The 23,377-nt window shown below is 42.6% G+C and carries 20 protein-coding genes; 7 read left to right on the plus strand and 13 right to left on the minus strand.

Annotation, left to right across the window (positions count from 1 at the left end):
• The coding region (locus DI53_RS20525) for a hypothetical protein (RefSeq protein WP_206537997.1) at nt 1-232 on the plus strand (232 nt) is incomplete at its 5' end.
• 280 nt (nt 233-512) lie between these two features.
• Here the strand turns inward: DI53_RS20525 and DI53_RS05385 are convergent.
• From DI53_RS05385 to spt, 5 genes are read right to left on the minus strand one after another with little or no spacing between them, the layout of a single operon-like run.
• Nucleotides 513-923, minus strand: a complete 411-nt coding sequence (locus DI53_RS05385) for a GtrA family protein (protein WP_037496361.1) — start codon at nt 921-923, stop codon at nt 513-515.
• Complete coding sequence (locus DI53_RS05390) at nt 907-1,611, minus strand: CDP-alcohol phosphatidyltransferase family protein (RefSeq protein ID WP_037496364.1); 705 nt, start codon at nt 1,609-1,611, stop codon at nt 907-909. The genes DI53_RS05385 and DI53_RS05390 overlap by 17 nt, the downstream gene beginning before the upstream one ends.
• 10 nt (nt 1,612-1,621) lie before the next feature.
• Entirely contained in the window at nt 1,622-2,611 is a 990-nt protein-coding gene (locus DI53_RS05395) for an NAD-dependent epimerase/dehydratase family protein (RefSeq protein ID WP_037496368.1), read from the minus strand.
• A gap of 2 nt (nt 2,612-2,613) precedes the next feature.
• Entirely contained in the window at nt 2,614-3,735 is a 1,122-nt protein-coding gene (locus DI53_RS05400) for a hypothetical protein (RefSeq protein WP_037496370.1), read from the minus strand.
• Between the two features lie 4 nt (nt 3,736-3,739).
• A complete protein-coding gene (gene spt / locus DI53_RS05405) occupies nt 3,740-4,948 on the minus strand; it encodes a serine palmitoyltransferase (protein WP_037496372.1) in 1,209 nt (402 codons plus the stop codon).
• 353 nt (nt 4,949-5,301) lie between these two features.
• On the opposite strand from spt, the gene smpB reads away from it, so the two are divergent.
• Complete coding sequence (gene smpB, locus DI53_RS05410; RefSeq protein ID WP_037496374.1) at nt 5,302-5,757, plus strand: SsrA-binding protein SmpB; 456 nt, start codon at nt 5,302-5,304, stop codon at nt 5,755-5,757.
• Between the two features lie 12 nt (nt 5,758-5,769).
• Here the strand turns inward: smpB and DI53_RS05415 are convergent, their stop codons facing one another.
• A complete protein-coding gene (locus DI53_RS05415) occupies nt 5,770-6,654 on the minus strand; it encodes an AraC family transcriptional regulator (protein ID WP_117624848.1) in 885 nt (294 codons plus the stop codon).
• A gap of 195 nt (nt 6,655-6,849) precedes the next feature.
• On the opposite strand from DI53_RS05415, the gene DI53_RS05420 reads away from it, so the two are divergent.
• The 3 genes from DI53_RS05420 (at nt 6,850) to DI53_RS05430 (ending at nt 9,903) form a co-directional block, all read left to right on the plus strand.
• A complete protein-coding gene (locus DI53_RS05420) occupies nt 6,850-8,352 on the plus strand; it encodes an aldehyde dehydrogenase family protein (protein WP_037496378.1) in 1,503 nt (500 codons plus the stop codon).
• A gap of 69 nt (nt 8,353-8,421) precedes the next feature.
• Nucleotides 8,422-8,799, plus strand: coding sequence for a DUF779 domain-containing protein (locus DI53_RS05425; protein ID WP_037496381.1), 378 nt, complete (start codon nt 8,422-8,424; stop codon nt 8,797-8,799).
• A 24-nt stretch (nt 8,800-8,823) separates the two neighbouring features.
• The gene (locus DI53_RS05430) at nt 8,824-9,903 is read left to right on the plus strand and encodes an NADH:flavin oxidoreductase/NADH oxidase (RefSeq protein WP_037496383.1); all 1,080 of its coding nucleotides are present in this window, start codon (nt 8,824-8,826) and stop codon (nt 9,901-9,903) included.
• A 17-nt stretch (nt 9,904-9,920) separates the two neighbouring features.
• Here DI53_RS05430 and DI53_RS05435 read toward each other — a convergent pair whose 3' ends face one another.
• The 3 genes from DI53_RS05435 to DI53_RS05445 are packed head-to-tail and all read right to left on the minus strand — an operon-like array spanning nt 9,921 to nt 12,872.
• Nucleotides 9,921-10,325, minus strand: coding sequence for an acyl-CoA thioesterase (locus DI53_RS05435; RefSeq protein ID WP_037496385.1), 405 nt, complete (start codon nt 10,323-10,325; stop codon nt 9,921-9,923).
• A 24-nt stretch (nt 10,326-10,349) separates the two neighbouring features.
• A complete protein-coding gene (locus tag DI53_RS05440; protein ID WP_037496388.1) occupies nt 10,350-12,155 on the minus strand; it encodes a MutS-related protein in 1,806 nt (601 codons plus the stop codon).
• Nucleotides 12,156-12,215: 60 nt separating this feature from the next.
• On the minus strand, nt 12,216-12,872 hold the full coding sequence (locus tag DI53_RS05445) for a protein-L-isoaspartate(D-aspartate) O-methyltransferase (protein WP_037496391.1): 657 nt from the start codon (nt 12,870-12,872) through the stop codon (nt 12,216-12,218).
• Between the two features lie 212 nt (nt 12,873-13,084).
• Between DI53_RS05445 and DI53_RS05450 the strand changes: the two genes are divergently transcribed.
• The gene (locus tag DI53_RS05450; protein WP_037496434.1) at nt 13,085-13,942 is read left to right on the plus strand and encodes a DUF4886 domain-containing protein; all 858 of its coding nucleotides are present in this window, start codon (nt 13,085-13,087) and stop codon (nt 13,940-13,942) included.
• Nucleotides 13,943-13,950: 8 nt separating this feature from the next.
• Here DI53_RS05450 and DI53_RS05455 read toward each other — a convergent pair whose 3' ends face one another.
• Entirely contained in the window at nt 13,951-16,134 is a 2,184-nt protein-coding gene (locus DI53_RS05455) for a DUF4954 family protein (protein WP_037496393.1), read from the minus strand.
• A 6-nt stretch (nt 16,135-16,140) separates the two neighbouring features.
• A complete protein-coding gene (gene glmS / locus DI53_RS05460) occupies nt 16,141-17,982 on the minus strand; it encodes a glutamine--fructose-6-phosphate transaminase (isomerizing) (RefSeq protein ID WP_037496395.1) in 1,842 nt (613 codons plus the stop codon).
• 132 nt (nt 17,983-18,114) lie between these two features.
• Between glmS and ku the strand changes: the two genes are divergently transcribed.
• Nucleotides 18,115-18,873 carry a non-homologous end joining protein Ku gene (gene ku, locus DI53_RS05465; RefSeq protein ID WP_037496397.1) on the plus strand — a complete coding sequence of 253 codons (759 nt, stop codon included), beginning with the start codon at nt 18,115-18,117 and terminating at the stop codon, nt 18,871-18,873.
• Between the two features lie 35 nt (nt 18,874-18,908).
• Here ku and ligD read toward each other — a convergent pair whose 3' ends face one another.
• A complete protein-coding gene (ligD, locus tag DI53_RS05470) occupies nt 18,909-21,422 on the minus strand; it encodes a DNA ligase D (protein WP_037496400.1) in 2,514 nt (837 codons plus the stop codon).
• A gap of 73 nt (nt 21,423-21,495) precedes the next feature.
• Nucleotides 21,496-23,220, minus strand: coding sequence for a patatin-like phospholipase family protein (locus tag DI53_RS05475; RefSeq protein ID WP_117624847.1), 1,725 nt, complete (start codon nt 23,218-23,220; stop codon nt 21,496-21,498).
• Nucleotides 23,221-23,377: the final 157 nt, after the last annotated feature.

Consider the following 23,377-nt stretch of genomic DNA (forward strand, 5'->3'; position numbering starts at 1 on the left):
TGCTGCCCTTCCGGGCTTTCGTTACCGTGAAAACGCGCTCTCTACGAGCCCTTTTCCCACTTCTATTTATCGCTTTTCAATCGTCCCTCCCTTGCGGAGTGGTGCAAAGATAGAACTTTGGCATATACCTTGCAAGTACAGCCCGCTTATTTCTTCTCCGAACCACGCAAGCACCTGTGGATCTGCGGGATATTTTTTCAAAAACAAAAGCTTTAAGCTTGCTTGGATATGAATAACGGACATATGTGATCAATTATTGCCTTGTTCTCGGACTTTTTCACAATACTGCAAAGGCAGACTTGTGAGAAATAAAAGTATAATCCGAAGCTTACCTATGTTCTAACTTTTGCGATCCTAAAAATAGCAGCCCGATTTTTGGTTTAGTTCCATAAGGAAGAAGGGGTAGTTGCGGAAGCTCATTGCTACCTTAATACTAGTACAATCCCCCCCCCTTTCGTGTGATGAATATTCGTAAACGAGGGAAATGTCAGAAAGTGATGTTTTGAAACGAGCTACTTTTTAAACACCCAGTATTTCTGCATGGTGAAATTAAAACCGAGAGAAACAACGAGTTCCAAAATGAGTTTCGAGTAAAAAGGATTTAAAAAAAAATAATCAACCAGGAGATATATTCCGGTAGATTTGAGCGTAATGCTTCCTAAAACCACCAAAACGAATTTCCACAATTGATTACCCAAAGGCATTGTTTTACTATCAAAGGCCCAGTACCTATTGATAAGAAAGTTGACAACGGCACCTAAAGACCCACTGACAATATTCGATCCGTGGGCGGAAAAGCCAAAGGCCTGTAGACAAAATGTATAAATGGCAAAATCGGAAACACCGCCCAAAAAAGCGGAGACCTGTGCTTTACCAAAAGAAAGTATAAAATCGCGCTTAGGATATTTATACTTCTGTTTCATGCGTACGTACTTTCTCGGTTTTCTTAGCCTTCTCTTCCCAATCTTTTAAATCGCCCAAGTGAAGCAAGTTTTTGGTATCTATCCAGTTGATCACAAACAGTATCGCACATATTCCTATCACCAAGTAATTGATGCTGCCTGGAAAGATTACTTCAGATAATAACACGGCACAAATTACAACTCGTATTTCCGTAGGCCCCATAAGACCCGCATCAATTGTGTATTTATCTGTAATGCGATACCGTAATTGTGAGATAATCATAGCCCAACCATATAGAGATACCAAAGCGAAACCTGAATATTTAAAATCATCCGGAGCGTAGAAGACATAACCTAGCCCAATCATCACGGTACTAATCCAGTCCATCACGATGTCTAAGGCGAACCCATACCACTTTCGCGACTTATTTCTATAGAATGCAATGCGGCCGTCTAGTGAATCACCATACCACTGCACGAAAAAGCCCAATATCCCTAAAAGTAATAGCGGTCTGGAAACATATTCTGCCAAAAGGAAGCTTCCCAAAATCATGACGGACCCAACGAAACCTATTCCCGTCAATCCATCGGAAGATACCCACTTTGGAACCCGAGGCACCAAGTACGAAATAAATTTCTGCTCGGGTACACTAAGTACGTTTGTTCTTTTACGATCTTCGAAAAGCTTTTTGTTGATCTGCTGACTCATGGGGCTTTATTTAAAACCAGTTATTATCTTTATACCAAAGCAAACTTTCACGCAGTCCTTCGGACAGGTCGTACTTTGGTTTATAGTGTAAAATATTTTTTGCTCTGGAGATATCGCAGCTCCAGTTTTGCGCCGTTAGCTCCCCCAGACGTTCTGGATAAATAACGGGTGTTTTGGATGAATTTCGAAAAGCCCATTGAAATAGCAGCGCGGCACGTTTTACCAGTGCATAGGGTACATGAAGCCGGATCAACTTTTTTGTAAAGGTTTCTTTGAAAATATCAGCCATGGCATAGCGCGAATAAACATGTCCATCTGTTATATTGAAAGATACTAACGCAGGCTGCGGAGCGGTACAGGCGTTTAATAAAACTTGAATCAAATCTTTCACATACACGAAGGACAGCTTCTGTGAAGCACGACCTATATAGGCGTCGAGCCCTTTGTTCATCGTATCAAAAAGAATAAACAAATCTTTTTCACGAGGACCATAGACGGCTGTTGGCCGGATGATTGTGATCGGCTTATCCGCAAATTTCGTTTTGATCATCTCTTCAGCCGCTCTTTTACTACGACCATAAAGTGTGAGCGGCCTGTATTCTGCATCATCTGCTATGTCATCGTCGTTATAGCTGACAGGACCTATCGCTGCCAAACTGCTAACAAAGACAAAGCGCTGCGGGGGAGCGCTACAGCCAAATGCAGCATCCAGTAAGCGCTCTGTAAGCGCAACGTTTGCAAGCATGATCTGCGACTCAGATTTTGCTTTAGTCATGGCTGCCGCGTGGATAACATAATCGTACCGCTCGTTCTCAAAAAGACTCTGTAGCCCGCGGTCATCTCCGAAATCCGTAAAATGGAAAGTGTGTATGTAGGGGGTAATAGCGGTGATGTCACTAGACTTTCTAACAGCAGCATGCACTTCAAATCCTTCTTTGCTAGCGAGTTCTACAAGATGAGACCCAACAAAACCACTTGCTCCTGTTATTAAAAGTTTCATGTTTACAGCGCTTTATCGTACAGACGATAACGCTTATAAAGATCAGCGTTAATCTGCTCTATAGCGTGATTCATCATGTAGTTATGATCTAGCATCCATGAACATTCTGCAGCAATGATGCCAGATGGAATAGCATTCTTTATAATTCGCCCGTACAAACAGGCTTCAATCCCCAGCTTGCGATATCCTTCCAGTACACCCAACATCAATACACGTACAGTCTTGATCTTCTTTAAGCCAAATAACAGTTTAAAAATACCGAAAGGAAGTAACCTGCCACGCTTGATTTTAATCAATACTTCGTTGATATTGGGTACGCCAAGTGCAAAACCAATCAACTCGCCATCTTTTTCGGCCACGATACAATACTTTGCATCGACGATCATTTTCAGGTCTTTAGCCGTATGATGAAACTCTTCATCGGTCATTGGGACAAAACCTAAGTTTTTATCCCAAGCTTTATTATAAATGGTTTTTATCTTTTTCGCTTCGTTATCGAAATCTTTAAGATTGATTTGTCTCAACGTAATACCAGACCGTTTCAAACGATCTTCCAACCGATCTAGAAGCATAACAGAACGCCGACTAGCAGTTTCCGTCGTTACCCAATAAGCGCGAAGATCTACTTTGTCGTTAAATCCAGCATTCTTAATGAGGTTAATATAGTAAGGTGGATTATAGGGCATCATGGCCATCGGCGGTCGATCAAAGCCATCAACCAAAAGGCCGCAAGTATCGTTTGTTGTCAAATTAATTGGCCCAACGATATTACTTCCGCCCTTCTCTCTCACCCATGCCGCCGCAGTTTCCAGAAGCTTATTCGCTACATCCTGGTCGTTAATACTCTCAAAAAAGCCAAATTGACCTTCGGAAACGTTATTAAAAGCATTATGGTTGGTATTCCAAATGGCTAAGATGCGCCCAACAAGGCGATTTTCCTTATAGGCTAAAAAAGCCTGCGCAGATGAATGCTTATAAAAGGGATGCTTATTAGGTGTTAACAGATCTTGTTGCCCTAAAAAAAGCTCCGGCACATAGTTCGGATCATTCGCGTACAAATCATGTGGCAGGTCAATAAAAGCGGCAAGTTGCTTTTTGGTTTCAACGGGAACGATCGTAATCATCAAACTAGTTCATAAAAGATTCGACTTCGACTGTTTTGAAAACCTTAGCCATTTTATCTACAGCCTCGTCAATCTGGTCGAATGTATGTGTGGCCATTAATGAGAACCGGATTAGTGACTCTTCGGCCGGAACCGCAGGTGCAACTACGGGATTTACAAAAACACCGCTATCTTGAAGCATCTTGGTCACGTAGTACGTTTTATCGTTGTTACGGACAAAAATGGGGAGTATTGGGCTTTCCGTAGATCCTAAATCAAATCCATTGTCTAGCAATAGCTTTTTAGCATAGTTTGTATTTGCCCACAATCGTTCTATATGCTCGGGTTCCGTCTGTATGATTTCCAACGCTTTTAACGTAGAAGCTACCGAAGCCGGCGTCATACTTGCGCTAAACATTAACGACCGTGCGCGGTGCTTCAAGTATTCGATAGTCTGCGCATCCGCCGCCACAAAACCGCCCAAGGAAGCAAGTGATTTACTAAATGTTCCCATAATTAGGTCTACGTTATCTGTAAGACCAAAATGTGAGGAAGTGCCTGCGCCTCTATCACCAATCACCCCCAAACTATGTGCATCATCACATAGGATTGCCGCGTCATATTCCTCGGCAATAGCCACCATTGCGGGAAGGTTTACAATATCGCCTTCCATACTGAAAATACCATCGGTGGCAATCAACTTCAAGCTATCTTCTGGTAATCTCGCCATTTTCGCACGTAAATCTTCCATGTCATTATGTGCGTACTTGATTACTTTCGAAAAGGATAAGCGACTTCCGTCAATTATGGATGCATGGTTGCGCTCGTCCAACAGGATATAGTCGTTACGCCCTGTTAGACAAGAAAGTGGGCCTAAATTTGATTGAAAACCTGTACTGAAAAGTATCGCAGCTTCTTTACCTACATAGCTAGCCAATCTCTCTTCCAGTTCGACATGGATATCAAGCGTACCGTTAAGAAAACGCGAACCTGCACAGCCAGTGCCATATTTGGCTAAGGCTTGTTGCGCAGCTTCAATAATCCGCACATCTGTTGTCAGTCCTAAATAAGAGTTTGAGCCGAACATCAACACGCGCTTCCCATCTATAATAACTTCCGTATCTTGCTTAGACTGAATAGGTCTAAAATAAGCATACAGATTATTAGACTTGATGGGCTCCAGTTCACTTTGTAGGAACTTAGATGTTCTTTCACTTAACTTTCCCTTGCTCATGCTGTAGGTATTCTATTTATTGTGATATAATTTCTATAATGTAAGCTGACTTAACTTTTGACTTTCACGTATTAAACGTCAAAAATATAATTATAAACAAAAATATACAATTTAAAATTTCTAATAATGCCAACGTTCAAAAGATTCTAAACGTAAGCTATTAAAAATAAATATTGTATACATTCAGCCTAAAAAAAACCGCTGCAAACATACGAAACTCGATTGACTTAACCTCATCTAAAAACCATATGAATATCATAAAATTAAATTATTGTTAAGAGATTAACAACAGTTTGCAATTAAAATTTCGACCAAAGCTTAAATTCACTATTTTTGCTGTTTGCAAGGATAAAATGGGCATATCAGGAAATATAAACATTAAAAATAAACGCGCTTCTTTTGAGTATCATCTTTTGGATCGGTATACTGCCGGTATTCGATTGTTGGGCACTGAAATTAAGTCTATTCGAGAGGCAAAGGCAAATATTAATGATAGCTTTTGTAGTTTTCTGGAGGATGGATTGTATATAAGAAACATGCATATTGCGGAGTATTCTTTTGGTTCCTTTTATAATCATGAGGCGAAGAGAGACCGCCAGTTGCTACTTACAAAAAGAGAGCTAAAGAAATTGAAGGAAAAGGGGGAAGAAAAGGGCTTCACCATTGTCCCACTACGCATCTTCATAAGCGAACGCGGATTTGCTAAGGTCGAAATCGCACTAGCGCAAGGAAAGAAAGATTTCGACAAACGTGAAACGATCAAAGAAAGGGAGAGCAAACGAGAGCTTGATCGCGTGATGAAATATTAGTTTTACGCCCTATTACTTCTGCATGTACTGCCCTGGCGTTATTCCTTCTCGTTGCTTGAAAAGCCGGATAAAATAGTTTACATCAGAAAATCCCGCTGCAAAACAAGCTTCCTTAACGCTTCCTACTTCCCCTAGCAATTTTTTTGCGTATTGCATCCGCATGCGTATAACGAACTCCATAGGACTTACGCCTAATTCATTTTTAAAAAATCGGGACAGCGCGCTTTTACTCATACCTACTTTTGCTGATATGCTATCAACCGAAAGTTTTTCGGTCAGGTTTTCCAGTATGTATTCTTTCACACCACGGGAAGCCGACTTATCCGGACTGACCTGCGTTTCTTCCAGCACAAGTAAGCCCTGCATCTGCATAATACGAATCATAAGCTCCTTTAACACAAGATCAGCTAAAGCCTCTTTATGCAGATCGGCACTCAGGGTCACTTGAAAAAGCTTATTCGTCAATCGTGCTAGTTCTTCACTATTTGAAAAGTGAAATTTATCCATTTGAAAATGCCAGCTGGCTTCGTTCCCATGTTTTGGATAAAACTCGTTCAGGTAATTGACAACTTCGCTAATCTTCGCTCCGTCGACCGTTATGGCGGTACACTGCGTGGGAGCCTCCAGCCGTGCTTCGGGGAAGTCTATCTGCATTTTGGTGTATTCAGGAAGCAAAAGCGTTTCGCCCGGAAAGTAATCAAACGACACCTTTTCCTGAAGATGCATTACCTTTTTGCCTTTGATCATATTAATGATCACCAATTCATCGAATTGCAGAGGTACCAACGAACTCGCTTCATATGTTTCAAACACATTAAGCTCATAATTTGGAAGTGTGTAGGCTCTCCGATTCTCCACTAAGGTTGACAATTCCTCTTTGCGGGATAACGGAAGCATTTTTATTTGATGATTTTTGGACATGTTACGACCTCTCGCTGTTTACGGATTACAATCAAATGTAGCTATTTCAAAACCGTCTGCAAGGTGCTATTGTCAGCATAATGCTACTATTTGAGACGATAATGCTACTGTTACAACACGCCGAAAGATATATTTGTTTTGCTAACAAAACCACTTTAAAAAGTAAGTATCATGAGTGCAATTAAAAAACCAACGTTCAAAGAGCGTTATGACAATTACATCGGCGGGAAATTTGTTGCTCCTGCACTGGGAAAATATTTCGATAACATTTCTCCTCTTGACGGGAAAGTTTTTACGAAAGTTGCCCATTCTACGAAGGAAGACATCGAATTAGCGGTCGATACGGCAAACAAAGCCTTTGAAAGCTTTAGTAAGACATCTGCAACGGAGCGAAGCATTATGCTCAATAAAATTGCAGACCGCATTGAGGAAAATCTGGAATACATAGCTGCCGTGGAAACCATCGACAACGGAAAAGCGGTTCGCGAGACATTAAACGCTGATATTCCGTTGGCCATTGATCACTTCAGGTATTTCGCCAGTGTCATTCGTGCCGAAGAGGGTGCGATAAATGAGTTGGATAAGGACACGGTCTCAATCATCGTAAATGAACCCCTAGGCGTGGTTGCACAGATTATCCCATGGAATTTCCCGATATTAATGGCCGTATGGAAATTAGCGCCAGCGCTGGCTGCAGGAAACTGTGTGGTATTAAAGCCTGCTGAGAGTACGCCAACATCCATCATGGTATTGATGGAAGTGATTGGTGACCTTATTCCCGAAGGCGTTGTCAATATCGTAAATGGCTTTGGATCAGAGCTGGGGAGAACGCTGGTGACGAATCCGAAAGTTGCGAAGGCCGCATTTACAGGCTCTACGGCTACTGGACGGATGGTCATGCAATATGCTACGGAAAATATTATTCCGGTGACCTTAGAATTGGGCGGCAAATCGCCTAACATATTTTTCAGCTCCGTCATGGATCATGATGATGCCTTTTTGGACAAAGCGATTGAAGGTGCTGTACTTTTTGCCCTCAACCAAGGTGAAATCTGTACCTGCCCATCGCGCCTATTGATTCAGGAAGACATTTATGAGCGTTTTATTGCGAAAGTAATTGATCGCGTGAATAAAATCCAGGTCGGCGATCCGTTAGATCCGAATACCATGATGGGCGCACAGGCTTCTAAAATTCAAAAAGATAAGATCATGTCTTACATCAAACTAGGAAAAGAAGAAGGTGCTGAAGTCTTGACCGGTGGTGATGAAAACAACCTTGGAGCGGGTTTTGAGGAAGGTTACTACATTAAACCAACGCTGTTTAAAGGGAACAATAAGATGCGCATCTTTCAGGAGGAAATATTCGGGCCGGTACTAGCGGTGACGACATTCAAAGATGAACAGGAAGCGATTGAAATTGCGAATGATACGATCTACGGCCTGGGAGCAGGGGTGTGGACAAGGGACGCCCACCAACTGTATCAAGTGCCGCGCGCTATTCAAGCAGGGCGTGTGTGGGTAAACCAATATCACTCCTATCCTGCAGGTGCACCATTCGGAGGCTACAAACAATCAGGTATAGGTAGAGAAAATCATAAAATGATGCTTGATCATTACCGCCAAACAAAGAACATGTTGATCTCTTACAACAAAGAGAAACTTGGATTTTTCTAAACAACATAAACTAATACAGCGCAAATGGGGTTATGAAAATAATCCCATTTGTTTTAATAAACGATAGCTATGGCAATACGTAGATTAGATGTAACAGATAAAGCTAAAGAACTTATAAAAGACTTGGTAGAGAAACACGGCGAATTGATGTTTTACCAAGCTGGCGGATGCTGCGAAGGCACGCAGCCACAGTGTTTTGAAAAGGGAGGATACTATCCACGTATGAACGACGCCCTCATCGGCTACGCCGAGGGCTTCCCGTTTTGGGTGGATCGTGATCTATTTGAATACTGGAAGCATGCCCATTTTACGCTCGACGTACTCGACGGCTTTGGCCCAGGCGGCTTTTCTTTAGAAACTCCTCTAGGTAAAACTTTCAAGGTGCATTACCGTCTATTCAGCGAGGATGAGCTCGCTGACCTAGAGCCTGTGCAGCGAAACGAGTAACGACTATTTACGAAAAACAATTATATGGCAATACTATTTGAAAAATTTCCCCTTTCACGGATCACACTCCCCAACAGACTTGTAGTATCACCCATGTGCCAATATTCTGGTCAAGATGGCTTTGCAAACGACTGGCATTTGGTACATCTGGGACAATTTGCAATAGGCAAAGCAGGCGCGGTGATACAAGAAGCGACAGCTGTTGTTCCAGAGGGCAGAATTTCCTTTTGGGATTTAGGTATCTGGAAGGATGAACACATCGAAAAATACCAGCAGATTACAGCGTTTATAAAATCACAGGGTAGCGTACCAGGGATACAGTTGGCACATGCCGGGCGCAAAGCAAGCGACAATAAGCCTTGGCAGGGACGCACACAATTTGCGCCGGATACCGAATATGGTTGGCAAACGGTAGCTCCATCTGCGATTCCTTTTCATGAAAAGGACCACACACCTATAGCCTTAGAACTGACAGCTATCCAAGCGCTGGTAGAACGCTTTCGTGAAGCGGCAGAACGCGCCATAAAAGCTGGTTACGAAATTATTGAAATTCATGCCGCTCATGGTTACCTGATTCATCAGTTTTTATCGCCGCTGGTCAATCAACGAACTGATGAATATGGGGGAAGTTTCGAAAACAGGATACGTTTTTTATTGGAAGTTGTGGACGCGGTTGCTCAGGTTGCAACGGAGCAGTCTTTATGGGTGCGTATTTCGGCAAGCGACTGGGCTGACGGAGGCTGGGACATTGAGCAGAGTGTGGCACTTACTGCAATATTGAAGCAAAAAGGTGTGGAAGTTATTGACGTATCATCCGGCGGCGCGGTGCGTCATCAGCAGATTGATGTCGGGCCAAACTACCAAGTGGGCTTTGCGGAGAGAATAAAGAGGAAAACGGGTTTAACGACCGCTGCTGTTGGGATCATTACTAGCGGTACGCAAGCTGAAGAAATCTTAAAACAGCAACAGGCTGATTTAATACTTGTCGCACGTGCCTTTTTGGATGATCCACATTTAGTCTATCATGCTGCGCAAGATTTAGATGTAGATCTGGAATGGGCAGATCAATATAGTCGTGCAAAAGAAACCATAAAGAGGGGCTAAAAACCCCTCTACCTAACTTACGCTTCGATATTAAGCCCCTCCAATACAGGAATAGGCTTTTTATCATCATCTAAAGCGACGAACGTGAACATGCCCTGAATAGCAAGCTCCCGCCCTTCTTCGTACATCTTTTCCAAATATATCTCTACCTTGACCTTCAGGCTGGTGCGCCCGACACTGGCAACTTTCGCGACGGCTTCTATGATGCTGCCCGAGGGAATTGCTTTTTCGAAATCTATACGATCTGTTGATACGGTAACTAATCGCTTGCGACAAAATCGCGTGCCTGCCATAAAAGATACTTCATCCATTATAGCCATGGCCTTGCCGCCAAACAGAGTGTCATGATGATTGGTTAAAAATGGGAAAACAGTTGTACACACGCGTGTCTCGGCAAGCTGTATCCTTTCCTCTAATGTCATTCTTCGTTATTTAATATGAATAATTTATACTTTTTCCACGTCAATCCCGATACCTTTCAGGAGCATGGATGCGTTAAAGATGGTACACCGACCATTTTTCAATTTGTAATCAAACAGCATCTCTCCTTCCACTACCTGAATATCGAAATGGTAGTTTTGCACTTTCCCACTATATTCCTCTTCGAGGCTGGCGAGTTGTAAATCGTGCGTTGCTACCATCCCTTGCCCTTCCATCGCTATCAATTTCCGAATGATGGCACGCGATCCCAGGTATTTATCGACAGAATTTGTACCGCGCAACATCTCATCAATAAGAAAGAAGCTCTGCTTGTCCTTTTCGACCGTTTGTAGGATAAACCGCATCCTGTCTAACTCCGCTTTAAATGTGGACGTGCTTTCATTCAGCGAATCTTTAATGCGCATGTAGGAGATCAAATGATAAATAGGCAGGCGGAAAGACTTCGCACAACATACAGCTCCGGCATAGGCCAGCACAGCATTAATTCCTATGGTGCGTAGGAATGTGCTTTTCCCTGCCATGTTCGAACCAGTTATTAATGCAATGCTGTGGTTCTCGTTGGTGTAATCATTCACTACCGATGTCTTAACTGAAATTAAGGGATGCGCAATATGCGTCGTCGCCAAGGAGACATTATCCTTATGATCTAAAATTTGTGGAAGCGTCCACTCCGGATGGTTCCGCTTTAAAATGGCCAACGAATTCAATGCTTCAAATTCGGCTATTACATCAAATGCGAGCAAAATATTAGCTTCATATTGGCTTTTCCAGTGGACAATTTTCATTACATATTTGAAATCCCAGAGAAAGACCATATTGAGCAAGCTTCCAACCAGCATATTATTGCGCGCGTCAAGATTATTAATGAGTTGCGCTAGCTGTTTAAATGCGTTGGAAAGTTGCGTATCATTCATCCGCAACTTGCTTTGTAGCATTTGTGTGAGGGACGTATTGAATGCTTTGCCTTCAATAAGCGCAAGCCCATCTGCATAGGCTGCCAAGACTTGCCCCACCTTATCAATTTTGCTGGAAAACAGGCTTACTTTGCCAGCCATGGCTAGCGTCCACAGCAAATGAATAATGGCTAGCCCGCCTAAATAAGTCCACAATGGATAAACGAATATAGAAATCGTAGTGAGCGCTAACATAATGAACGGGACGAGTGTGACATAAATCTTCAAAAGCGGCGTACCAAAGGATAATCCTGAATCTTGAAAGTAGCGCCCCAAAAAAGCTTTTACCTCTATTTTTTGCGACAGGTTGAAAACGAGCTTTGATTGGAAATGTTGGCTCCACTCCAAATCGTTCTCCAATTCAGCAACCGCCTGTTGACGGCTTTCAATACTAGGCCGGCTGCCCGCGGCCATAAGCCATGATGCCAAGGTAGACTTCCCCAATGCCGTTGCTGCTCTATTAAGCATAGCGAATAAAGAATACGGACCGAAAACATCCAGATCAGCGGTATACGGGTGTTGGTTGTTTTCAAATGTTTGTCCGTTATCATAGATACCTTGCCGTGTATCTTTAAGCTGGATTTCGTTCTCGTTGATTTTCAAGAATGCTAGTTTATCATCCCGTTGCCGTTCCAGCTTCGCTTGCCTATTGATGAGAAAGACGAATATCAAAATGATGCCGATAGTTAACATCAGTACCAGTAGAATATTATTAAGTTGAAAACTGTAGAACAGTAGCGCGCCGCCGCCAAGGATAACAAAGAGACGAGCAAAACTATTTTGATTGATGCGCTTATTTAATTGTTGGATCTCTTCACCAGACTGTTGAATATGGTCTTGGTACTTCTGATATATCATGCCATAAAAATAGGAAAAGCTCGGCAGTACCGAGCTCTTATTTTCAATTAATTATCTTTCCTACCAAGCTTGGTCTCCCACTAAGGGTACAAACCTAAAGGTATCAAGTTCAATGCGTTCGAAATCATTTTCGCCCACGCGTAGGATAGTTACCATCTTTTGTGATTTTTCGTCGCCGACAGGTATCACTAAAAGGCCACCATAACGCAACTGTTTCAACATAAGCTCAGGAACGAATGGTGCGCCAGCTGTCACGATAATTTTGTCGTACGCTGCGTGTTCAGGAATACCTTTCGAGCCATCACCTAAAAAAAAGTGGGGTTGATACCCCATGTAGGGCAGCACTTGGATTGTTCGTTGGTACAGCTTTTCTTGCCGTTCGATGGTAAAAACCTCGGCACCTAACTCTAATAAAATACAAGTCTGATAGCCTGATCCTGTTCCGATTTCCAACACCTTATCGCCTTTCCTGACATGAAGTAATTCTGATTGATAAGCTACCGTATAGGGTTGTGATATGGTTTGCCCATCTCCTATCGGAAAGGCAATGTCACGGTATGCCTGATTCCAAAATGTTTCATCGAAGAAGAAATGGCGCGGCACTTTACCGATGGCCTGCAGCACACGCTTATCTTCTATCCCCCGTTTTTCCAAGTGGTTTACAAGCTGCTTTCGCGCGCCCTTTTCCCGATAATTATCTACAAACTTATACGCCATTACTCCTCAAAAATACCATTGTTAAGGCATATTCGAGCGAATAAAATGCAAATTGTTTAGGGTCAAGCTGCTATAAGCCGCAAGCTTTCCTTACCTTCGTAGCGAAGTCGTTTTTCTGCTTGTTAAGCCAAAGACTGCTTGAACAAACGTTTATAATGCCCAGCATCATTTGCATTGGCATTTCAATTTCGCACCTATACGAAAACAAACATATGATTAGAAAATCTACACTTATCGTCTTTTTCACATTGCTCTTTCAATTCGTAAGTCATGCACAAAACAGTTCTATACGGGACACGGTTTTGCATGTCTTAGCCATAGGGAACAGCTTTTCAGAAGACGGTATTGAGAACTACTTGCATGAACTCGCAGCATCTGCCAACAAAAAAATAGTCATTGGAAACCTTTACATTGGTGGTGCACCCCTATCCCTACATGTACAAAATGTACGAAATGACGCAAAAAATTACAGCTATCGTAAGGTTTTACTAGATGGTAGGAAGACGACGACGAAAGATGTTAGCATATCCGATGCACTTGAAGATGAGGAATGGGATTATATTAGTTTTCAGCAGGCAAGCCCCCTATCAGGAAAATATGAAAGCATAGAAGAGAGCCTTCCGGAACTGGTGAAGTATGTCCGCGATAAAGTTGGTTCGCGCCCTCGATTTGTGTATCACCAAACCTGGGCTTACCAAAAAGACAGCAAGCATGAAGGATTTAAAAATTATAACGGCGATCAGGCCGTGATGTATCGATCGATTGCGAATAGTACTAAGCGCGTGAAGAGGTTGGGATATTTCCACGAAATTATTCCGGCGGGCACAGCGATTCAAAATGCACGTAGTAGCTCCATTGGCGACCATTATACGCGCGATGGCTATCATTTGGAACTTGGCTATGGAAGATTCACAGCCGCTTGTACTTGGTTCGAGAAGCTTTTTCACGAGGATGTTCGCAACAACAGTTACAAGCCAGTTTCGATAACTGATCTCCAAGCGACGATAGCAAAAAAAGCGGCACACGCCGCTGTAAAAAAACCTTTTAAAGTGTCTAAAATAAAGCTCTAGGATTGTTCCTAGAGCTTATTTATCAGTCTTTCAATGGTAGCTTCAAACTTTGCCAGCGCACTTTTCTCTTTATTAATAAAGTCATTATCAGCCAATTTACCGACAACTTCTTCCATTTCTTCATAAGAATTGTAAATCATTTGCTTAAACGGGTTTTGGTAATCTTTTGAGCGTGCATTCTCAATTTCCGAACATATCCATGTTTTGGTATCAAGCGCATCGGTAAGTAGATTGCGTAAAAACAGATGGTCCCAAGCGGCTACCTCTTTCTCTTGAATTTCTGCTAATGAAGAGACGGCATGTTCAAACCGATCTTCGAGATAATCCCGACTCCATGCATGGTAATGTTCGTGCACATCATTCCAGGAAGAAAGCGCTCCTTCACGAACATTGTCCAAAAGCTGTTTCAACTTTGCAGCAGGGATCAATTGCCCTCCAATGTTTTCAAAAGCCTTTCTATTTTGGGAAATTCCTCTTATTCTTGTCCAGAACGAATCCATTGATTCACTAGCCTCGAGTGCACCGATGATTTCCAAAGATGCATAATAACGGATCATGCGCTTATAGACGTGGTAGGATTCACGGGGCTTTGCCAGCACGACTTTTCGCTTCGAAAATTCTACATTATCTAGCAACACAGATTTTCCAGCAAGTGAATCATTAGCGTTTAGCAGTGTACGTCCAAAGCCAGCCCGCTCATCTTCTGACGCTCCTTCCTTGGCGAAAGTTTTTCCCACCGCTGTTTCAATCTCACCCAACGCCACAAACATTTCATTGATGGTATCTGGAGCTAATACATCATATTCAATATACTGATTTTTGAACTTACGTTTATCCCTGGCTGCAAATTTCGAGGTATTTCGCATCAGGGCATACATATTATACAGAAACCAATAGCCCGGTAAAATAACCAAGCGGTTGGTATCGACTTCATTACTGACTAAGCAAAATGGAAATTTTATATCCAGCTCATGTAAGAAATCGCCTTTTACAATCAAGGTATATGATGCAAAGCGCGAGTTGTGTTTTAAACTTACGCATAAGCCTGGCCAGAAGCCTCTTCCTGCTACGATCTCACCATCGGCAGCACGTGAATTGTGGTTAGAACCTACCGTTGCTCCCGCCGCCATATTGCTTTGCCCTTTGACGACTGCTGCACAAAGAAATGAATTGTTATGATGTTGCTCGTGTGCTGGAAAAATCAACGAGTTCAATACTTCGCAGCATGAAATTGTAGAATTGTCTCCCAAAAAAGAGTTTATCAAACGAGCCCCATACTTCAATTGTGAATTAGATGACAGAATAAACCTAACGGCCTTGACGCCATAAAAGATTCGGCATCCATAACCAATAATTCCGTTCACCAATTCACAACCTTCACCTATTTGCGTATAAGATTCTGACGATGAATTAATCGTCAAGTTTTTTAGTTTATTGACGCCTTTAATATATGCATGCGCGCCAATCTTGACGTCCTTAATAGTATGGGTATTCTTTATAATAGAATGATTGCCAATCTCGCTGTAATAGCCATGCTCCACAGAAAACTGCGCCTCAGCTAGTTCTTGGAAACGGCGTTGTAGCGTGGTATCTTCGCGATAGCGTGACCAAAGAAAAACGTCTCCAGCTTGCATGCCATCAAATGGCAATACGGATCTTCCGCCATTTTCATTACACAGCTCCAACCGTATTCTTCGTTCTTCCACATCACCCCTTTTCAAGATGCCATTTCCGAACTTTGCAGAGCTGCTCGTTTCCATTTCGCTGATATTGGCCAGCATTACATCGTTGCCTACAATAAAATGCGACATATACCGGACGTTGTGTACGGCAACTGTGCTACCAAAATCACAACTGATAATAGTAGAATTGTAAATACCACAAGGCAAGCGCAGGTCGCGAAAATCTAAATACACATCGTCCATATCCCCGATGCGCACCATTCCATAAAACTTACTGTTTTGTATCTGTTCTGGCAGAAATTGATCTGTAACCCATACATCTTTCCAGTTACTAGCAAAATTATCATTGCGCACCAGCACTTTTATCTCCTCTTCGCTTAGTGGTCTAAACGTGGCTGTGGACTGGAATTGTTGGTTACGGTAAAAATATTCATCTCCGTTTTGGAGGTAGGTTTCGGGTACGAAACCATACCCCAAATCGGTAAGTTTCTTTTTTATAATTTTTGACATATATAACTATTCAACAGTTACCGATTTTGCTAGATTGCGCGGCTTATCGACATCCAACCCGCGGTTGATTCCGATATAGTACGATAATAATTGAAGCGGTACCACGGACAGGATAGGTGCAAGAATTTCGTGTATTTGAGGTACGACCATCACATCATCAGCTAATCCAGCGACAACGTTGTCACCCTGTGAAACAACGGCGATAACCTGTCCTTTTCGTGCTTTAATTTCTTGAATATTGCTCACTATCTTCTCGTGATAACTGTCTTTAGTAGCGACAAAAACAACTGGAAGGTTTTCGTCAACCAGTGCGATAGGCCCATGCTTCATTTCAGCAGCAGGGTATCCTTCGGCATGTATGTATGAAATCTCTTTTAATTTTAACGCACCTTCTAGTGCTATAGGAAAATTAAATCCTCTACCTAAGTACAAGAAGTCTCGTGCATCAGCATATTTGTTTGCGATTTCTTTGATGGCAGCATCTTGTTCTTCCAATATATCTTGAACATATTGCGGCACCTTGGCGAGGTCACCCAATAATTTATTGAACAATGTCTTGTCTATCGTTTGTTTCTCATATGCCACCTTAAGCGCAATAAGGTATAAGACGGCCAACTGTGCGGTGAACGCTTTCGTGCTGGCAACGCCTATTTCTGGACCGGCATGCGTGTAGGCTCCTGCATCAGACATTCTGGCGATGGATGAACCTACGACATTGACCAAGCCAAAGATAGTCGCTCCCTGTTTTTTTGCATTTTCAATAGCTACTAACGTATCAGCCGTTTCCCCACTTTGTGATACGGCGATGATAACGTCCTTGTCCGTGATAATTGGGTTTCTATAGCGAAACTCCGAGGCGTACTCCACCTCTACGTTTATGCGACAAAGTTCTTCGATAACATACTCCGCTAAAAGTCCAGCATGCCAGCTTGTACCACAAGCAACGATGATAACGCGGTTTGCGTGGATAAGTTTCTCTTTGATCTTGTCCACACCGCTCAATGTGATGTGCTGATGTTCGGCATCCAGACGACCGCGTAGTGAGTCAAAAATAGTTTGTGGTTGTTCAAATATTTCTTTGAGCATGAAATGGTCATAACCACCTTTTTCTATCGCTGCCAATTCAATATCCAGTTTTTGAACAAAAGGTGTGATTCGCTCGTTGCCTAGATTTTTTAAGATCAATTCATCCGGCCTCACGATGGCTAGTTCGTAATCGTTGATATAAACGACTTCCTTGGTATAAGCCAACATCGGCGAGGCATCAGATCCTAAGTAATGTGCATTATTTCCAATACCGATCACCAATGGGCTACCCTTTCTTGCTGCGATGATTGTATCGGGCAGGTCCTGATCGATCAACAAAATGACGTATGCTCCAACAACACGCTTTAATGCGATACGAACCGCTTCTTCCAAGGAACAGTCATTGTTTATTTTGATATCCTCTATAAAGTTCAACAACACTTCGGAATCCGTATCGCTTGCAAAGGTATATCCTTTTTGTACTAACTCGCTTTTAAGCTGTGCATAGTTTTCAATGATACCGTTATGTATCATTGCTATATTGCCGGAATTGGAGTAGTGTGGATGTGCATTTCTGTCTGAAGGAACGCCATGCGTGGCCCAACGGGTGTGACCAATTCCGACTGTGGCTTGGATATTCTTTCCGTAAACGTAATCTTCAAGAGCTGCTACTTTGCCTTCTTTTTTATAAACCTCTAAGGCTTTTCCGGTATGGAGCGCTACACCAGCACTGTCATAACCACGATATTCTAATTTTTTCAATCCGTCGATAAGGATCGGATATGCTAAGTTGCTACCTACGTAGCCAACAATTCCACACATAAAATGATGAGTTTAATTTTGATAACAAAGGATAAATATAGGACAAATTACGTACCGCAATCGATTGATTACCCGTATTTATCGAAAAACATTTAGCGATGTGCGCCGTTCTATGAACAAAATCGTTTTACTATGCGCGCAATTTGGACAGGGGCAATTGGCTTCGGCCTGGTAAATATACCAATCAAGATCTTTAGCGCGATCCAGACGAGCCAACTGGATCTAGATATGTTGGATAGGAAAGATCTTTCTAATATCCGTTTTAAACGGGTGAATGATAAATCGGGCAAAGAAGTTCCGTGGGATAACATTGTAAAAGGTTATTTTTTAAAGGATAAGTACGTCGTATTGGAAGAGGCTGACTTTGAAGATGCTTTGCCCGAGAAAAATAAGATGATCAATCTGCAAACGTTTGTTAAAGAAAAAGATATCGACAGTATCTATTTTGACACACCTTATTACTTAGAACCACAGAAGGGTGGCGAAAAGGCTTATTCATTACTCTACAAATCACTTGAAAAAACAGGTCATGTCGGGCTAAGTACATTTGTGATGCGCACTACCGAAAACCTGGCAATCGTTCGTCCACGTGATGGCATGTTGTTGCTCAACAAGTTACGATTTGAAGAGGAAATTCGTGACACGGGGGATTTAAACCTGCCCAATAGCCGGATCTCCAAGGGAGAAATGGATATGGCGGTAAAACTGATCAAACAAAATAGTTCAGACTTTGATATATCGGGCTACCGCAATGAATATAGCAAGGAACTGTTGAAAATCATCAAGAAGAAAGCGCAAGGAAAACGTGCTACTATCCGCAAAATCAACGTGGATAAGGAAAATACGAAGGCTTCCGAGCTATTGGCTAAACTAAAAGCAAGTTTGGGGTAATCATAAGAAAGTACTTACTAGCGGTACCGCGCCATTTAAAAGGATGCAATTGCCTTTTTGAGGTTCGCTTTTTCTTCAAAAATATTTTTCCAAGGGTCTGGCTTTGTGGATATTCTTTCCAGCACGGTCTGCATGGTAAACTGCTGGATAGTTAAATCCTCGTTAACTTCGGCCCAGTCTAAGGGTGTGGATACCGTTGCCCCCGGTTTTGGCCTTACAGAATACGGCGCTACCACGGTCTGCGCACGTTTGTTTTGCATATAATCCAAGTATATCTTGTTTTTGCGTTTCGATGGAGATCGTTCTAGGCTTGTTGTTTGCGGATGTTGTTCATGAACCAGTTCGGCTACCATCTGGATAAAATCCCTTGCTACATCAAAATCATATTGGCCTGCAACATGAATGTAAATATGTATACCCGTAGAACCTGAGGTCTTCACGAAACTATTTATACCGGCTTCGTCCAAAATATCGTGAGCCGTATTGGCGACAGCAACAACCTCTTTAAAATCCACACCGTTCGGATCTAGATCGAGTACTGCAAAGGTTGGATTATTCTTTTTCCGGTAGCTAGCGAGCCAAGGATTAATTTCGATAGATCCCATATTGGCCATCCAGAGCAAGGTAGGTAGATCATTACAGAGCAGGTAATTGACGATGTTTCCGGTAGATTCCGATTCCAGCTCTACTGTTTTAAGCCAGTCTGGGCCGGTACCTTTATCGACATCTTTTTGAAAAAAACTAGAAGCCTCAATACCATTCGGAAAACGATTCATAGATATTGGCTTATCTTTTAAATAGGGCAAAATAAAGTCGCCTAACTGCTCGTAGTAGTCCAGCATCTCGCCTTTTGTTATTTGGTCTGCTGGCCAGTATATTTTTTTTTGATTGGACAGCTTCAGTTTTTTACGCCCGAATGTTAGCTCCCTTTCATTTTGTACGTCCCTTATCGGAAATACTCGCTTGATGTCTGCCAGCGCTTTGTCTTCGCGGAGCGCTTTAAAAACGGGATGCCGAAGATGACCGTCAGTCGTCCATTCGCTATATTCTATTTCAGCAATAAGCTGGGGCTTTACCCAGCTAACGCTTTTCTCATTAGCTACAACGACACCTTTCGGAAAAGGCTTCTTTTCAACAACCGCTTTATCCAGCTCTTTCTTCATCTCGCGTAACACATCGTCTGGAAAACCAGTACCCACGTTGCCGATATAGACTAAACCTTGATCGCCCTGCACAGCCAACACCAATGCGCCAAACCCTACGCGGCTTCCGCTAGGCTTCGTGAAGCCTACGATAATTGCTTCCTGCGACTGCTGAACCTTTAGCTTTCGCCATAACGTTGATCTTTTCCCCGACAGGTAGCGACTATCGGTCTGTTTAGCGATCACACCCTCCCATTTTTTTTTACGTGCCTGCTGCAAGGCCTGCTCCAAATCTTCCTTTAATTTTGGGACAATCAATACGTCTGCAGATAAAATTTTCGAAAATAAACGTTCCAATAGATCTTTGCGATCTAGCAGGGGAAATTCACGTAAATCGTTTCCATCCAGCATCATTATATCGAAAACATGGTAGCGTAGTTTAAATTTCGCAGGTAGCGGCTCGCCATGCTGAAGGAGCTGAAAATTTGATTTACCCTTGGTATCCTCGGCAACTACCTCTCCATCTAGAACCACCGATTTACCGAAATTTTGGAAAGCTTTAACCACAGAAGGAAATTTGCTATTGAAATTTATGCCATTGCGCGAGGTCAGCTGCACGTTCTTCTCGGTAATTTGGGCAATCGTCCGGAATCCATCTAGTTTCTGCTCGAAGATCCAATCCGCATCTTCGTTAACATTTTCGGAAAGCACCGCAAGCATTGGTTCCAAAATCGTCCCGCTCGCCTCCTCGTCTTTGGTAGAGGCTGCATTTTTTTGCTTAGCCGATGGCTTATTTGCCGGCCTATCTGCCTTAGGCGTGGAGCGCCCACTTTGCGACTTCCGAAAAGACTCTCCCTTTTCTTTAATCGCTTTGGGAATTTCATCTTCAGCATCGTAGCCATCATCAACCGCATACTTATCCTTATGCTTGATGAGAAGCCAGGCGTTGTCATCCTGCGGATTTTTAATGCGTACCAAAGCAAATTCACCCTTTAACTTTTTACCCTGCAGGACGATCTTTACACTGCCCTTTTCAAGTGCATCCAGCAGCTCTCTTTCTCCATCAGTATTTTCTAAAGGCGTATAAAATCCCTCATCGAATATAGAAACCGTTCCAAAGCCATAATTTCCTTTTGGAATCTCGCCCTCGAACGTTCGATAACTCAACGGATGGTCTTCGACCATAACTGCTAATCGCTTATCTTTAGGATCTAACGAAGGGCCTTTAGGCACTGCCCAGCTTTTAAGCACGCCGGCCATCTCCAACCGAAAATCGTAATGTAGGCGAGAGGCGTGATGTCGCTGTACAACAAAACGTAGCTTCTTTCCCTTGCCCGACAATGTTCCTTTCGGTTCCTTGGTTTTTTCGAAGTTTCGTTTTTGATTGTATTTCTCCAGCGCTGCCATACGCTATGAACAGCGGATCAAGGGATTTGGTTTTTCGATAACTAACAGGCGTACAACGCCTCGCATAATCACATTAACGAATCTGACCGCTATCCCGAAAATCTTTTAAAATCATATCAATGATTGTATTTGAAACGGGTTTACGGATAAACAAACGATTTAGCGCTTTAAACCAAAAGTTCCCTATCGTAGCATTTAAGACAGCTTCCAACCTTTGTCTGATCTTTTGTTTATAGCGCCTATTGAAATCCGCCTCCGCAATAACTGGAAACTCCATAAAATCCAATTGGGCGTCTGTTCCATAGTTTTCATGATACATCTCATTCGTTCGCGCTTTAACAACGCGCATATCCGGAATGATGGGGAAGAATTTCTGGCTGTGCACATCAAATTGCTTTTCGTTAAATGCAAACCTAAGCTTTGCCGAATCATGTGGTTCCAGCCCTAGCTTACTCGCAACCCCGGCTTCCGGCAGCGCGAAGTAGTAACGCAAAAAGGCTTGACAATTTAGCCTACCCAAATGGTAATCATGTACACGGAAAGATTTATCCATAAAGCCTCCAAAACCACTAAAGGGAGCCGATGCAAGATGTTTTTTCACGGGCGTAATAACCTTTCCGACCTTTAGCTTACGAACAGGCTCGATCAAAAACTTTGTATGATCTCGGCCTTCAATCGCATCCAGTATGCCGTCTTGATTAAACATCGCCTGGTTACGCAGGGCTTTAAACATTCCTTTCGCTACCGTAATAATGTCGGGACGAGGATTCTCCTCTTCCACGTCATGATCACTATTGGGAAAAGGGTCGATCATCACTACAGCATATCTATCGTTCAGATCGGTGGGATTCTTCTCCCTCAACACTTTCAATCCTATTGCGAAAGGTTCGTTGTTTATCAAGCCTCCATCGATCGAATTAAATTTGTAGACGGTATTTTCATGCAACAAAGGGCGAATACCTTTTTGCTGTCCAAAAAGGTATAGCGGATAGCGATTAATAAACTCTTGCGATATGGCTACCTCTCGCGATTTTAATCCTATTGGAAAGGCTGCTGTGCTTAGTGTCGCCTCTTTCAGATAATTCATGTCGCGAGGATTATTAAGATCCAGCACATAATACAATTCATTCCCGGTAGGAATGCCTGCTGGCATATCTTCATGCGCTAATTTATAGCGAAAAAATCCGGCGTGGCTTGTTATGATAGGATCAGATTTTCCGTATCCTCCAAAATCTAGTTGGAAATTGATACCGCGTAAATTTGTCGTTGTAAGGACGAGATCCAGATCGGGGGATATATAAGATGGGTATTCCTTTAGTTGATCAAGTTTCAACATGCTATTGGCGATAGCATCGATAGGGTCGGCATTCAAAAGCGCTTCTGGCTTTTCGCCTTTTTTCAGCTTTTTCAAATCATCTTTCGCCAGCATCTTTTCGAAGGTATCCGCGCGGTCATCGTCCGCCATCTCCACCCAGCTTTGGTAAAATCGATTCATCTTACCTGTCGGATTGTCTTTATTAACCGGTTGATAATGCTGATCTACCAGATTTAACATGGTTAATGCACCCGTTATTCCACCAGCTGATGCGCCACTAATCACATCAATTTCCACATCGTGCATGGGAACAGAATGATCATAGCTCGCATGCGCTATCCCCAGCGCCTTATTTTTCTGCTTTGCTTTTTCCCATAATTCTAACGTTTCCAATAAGTAATCCATAACACCGGCAGTAAAGGCGCCGGCAGAGACGGCTCCCGCCATGGTGAGGCAAATTTTGAACTTTTGATTTTCTTCCATGTGAGATGATATTTATCAAGACAAGCAGTTGGTATGAGCAGTTTCCAATAATAATAAAACAAAAGGTTTCCGTCAAGCGGAAAACCAATATTTATCAAAAAATAATGAAAAATTAATAGCACATAAGTTTTAACAAAAAGGCCTTATATCCTATTTG

This window comes from Sphingobacterium deserti (genome assembly GCF_000757725.1).
Classification (GTDB): domain Bacteria; phylum Bacteroidota; class Bacteroidia; order Sphingobacteriales; family Sphingobacteriaceae; genus Sphingobacterium; species Sphingobacterium deserti.

Coding starts and splice junctions, on each gene's coding strand:
- DI53_RS05385 (WP_037496361.1), bottom strand. CDS start 923: ATGAAACAGAAGTATAAATATCCTAAGCGCGATTTTATACTTTCTTTT.
- DI53_RS05390 (WP_037496364.1), bottom strand. CDS start 1,611: ATGAGTCAGCAGATCAACAAAAAGCTTTTCGAAGATCGTAAAAGAACA.
- DI53_RS05395 (WP_037496368.1), bottom strand. CDS start 2,611: ATGAAACTTTTAATAACAGGAGCAAGTGGTTTTGTTGGGTCTCATCTT.
- DI53_RS05400 (WP_037496370.1), bottom strand. CDS start 3,735: ATGATTACGATCGTTCCCGTTGAAACCAAAAAGCAACTTGCCGCTTTT.
- spt (WP_037496372.1), bottom strand. CDS start 4,948: ATGAGCAAGGGAAAGTTAAGTGAAAGAACATCTAAGTTCCTACAAAGT.
- smpB (WP_037496374.1), top strand. CDS start 5,302: ATGGGCATATCAGGAAATATAAACATTAAAAATAAACGCGCTTCTTTT.
- DI53_RS05415 (WP_117624848.1), bottom strand. CDS start 6,654: ATGCTTCCGTTATCCCGCAAAGAGGAATTGTCAACCTTAGTGGAGAAT.
- DI53_RS05420 (WP_037496378.1), top strand. CDS start 6,850: ATGAGTGCAATTAAAAAACCAACGTTCAAAGAGCGTTATGACAATTAC.
- DI53_RS05425 (WP_037496381.1), top strand. CDS start 8,422: ATGGCAATACGTAGATTAGATGTAACAGATAAAGCTAAAGAACTTATA.
- DI53_RS05430 (WP_037496383.1), top strand. CDS start 8,824: ATGGCAATACTATTTGAAAAATTTCCCCTTTCACGGATCACACTCCCC.
- DI53_RS05435 (WP_037496385.1), bottom strand. CDS start 10,325: ATGACATTAGAGGAAAGGATACAGCTTGCCGAGACACGCGTGTGTACA.
- DI53_RS05440 (WP_037496388.1), bottom strand. CDS start 12,155: ATGATATATCAGAAGTACCAAGACCATATTCAACAGTCTGGTGAAGAG.
- DI53_RS05445 (WP_037496391.1), bottom strand. CDS start 12,872: ATGGCGTATAAGTTTGTAGATAATTATCGGGAAAAGGGCGCGCGAAAG.
- DI53_RS05450 (WP_037496434.1), top strand. CDS start 13,085: ATGATTAGAAAATCTACACTTATCGTCTTTTTCACATTGCTCTTTCAA.
- DI53_RS05455 (WP_037496393.1), bottom strand. CDS start 16,134: ATGTCAAAAATTATAAAAAAGAAACTTACCGATTTGGGGTATGGTTTC.
- glmS (WP_037496395.1), bottom strand. CDS start 17,982: ATGTGTGGAATTGTTGGCTACGTAGGTAGCAACTTAGCATATCCGATC.
- ku (WP_037496397.1), top strand. CDS start 18,115: ATGCGCGCAATTTGGACAGGGGCAATTGGCTTCGGCCTGGTAAATATA.
- ligD (WP_037496400.1), bottom strand. CDS start 21,422: ATGGCAGCGCTGGAGAAATACAATCAAAAACGAAACTTCGAAAAAACC.
- DI53_RS05475 (WP_117624847.1), bottom strand. CDS start 23,220: ATGGAAGAAAATCAAAAGTTCAAAATTTGCCTCACCATGGCGGGAGCC.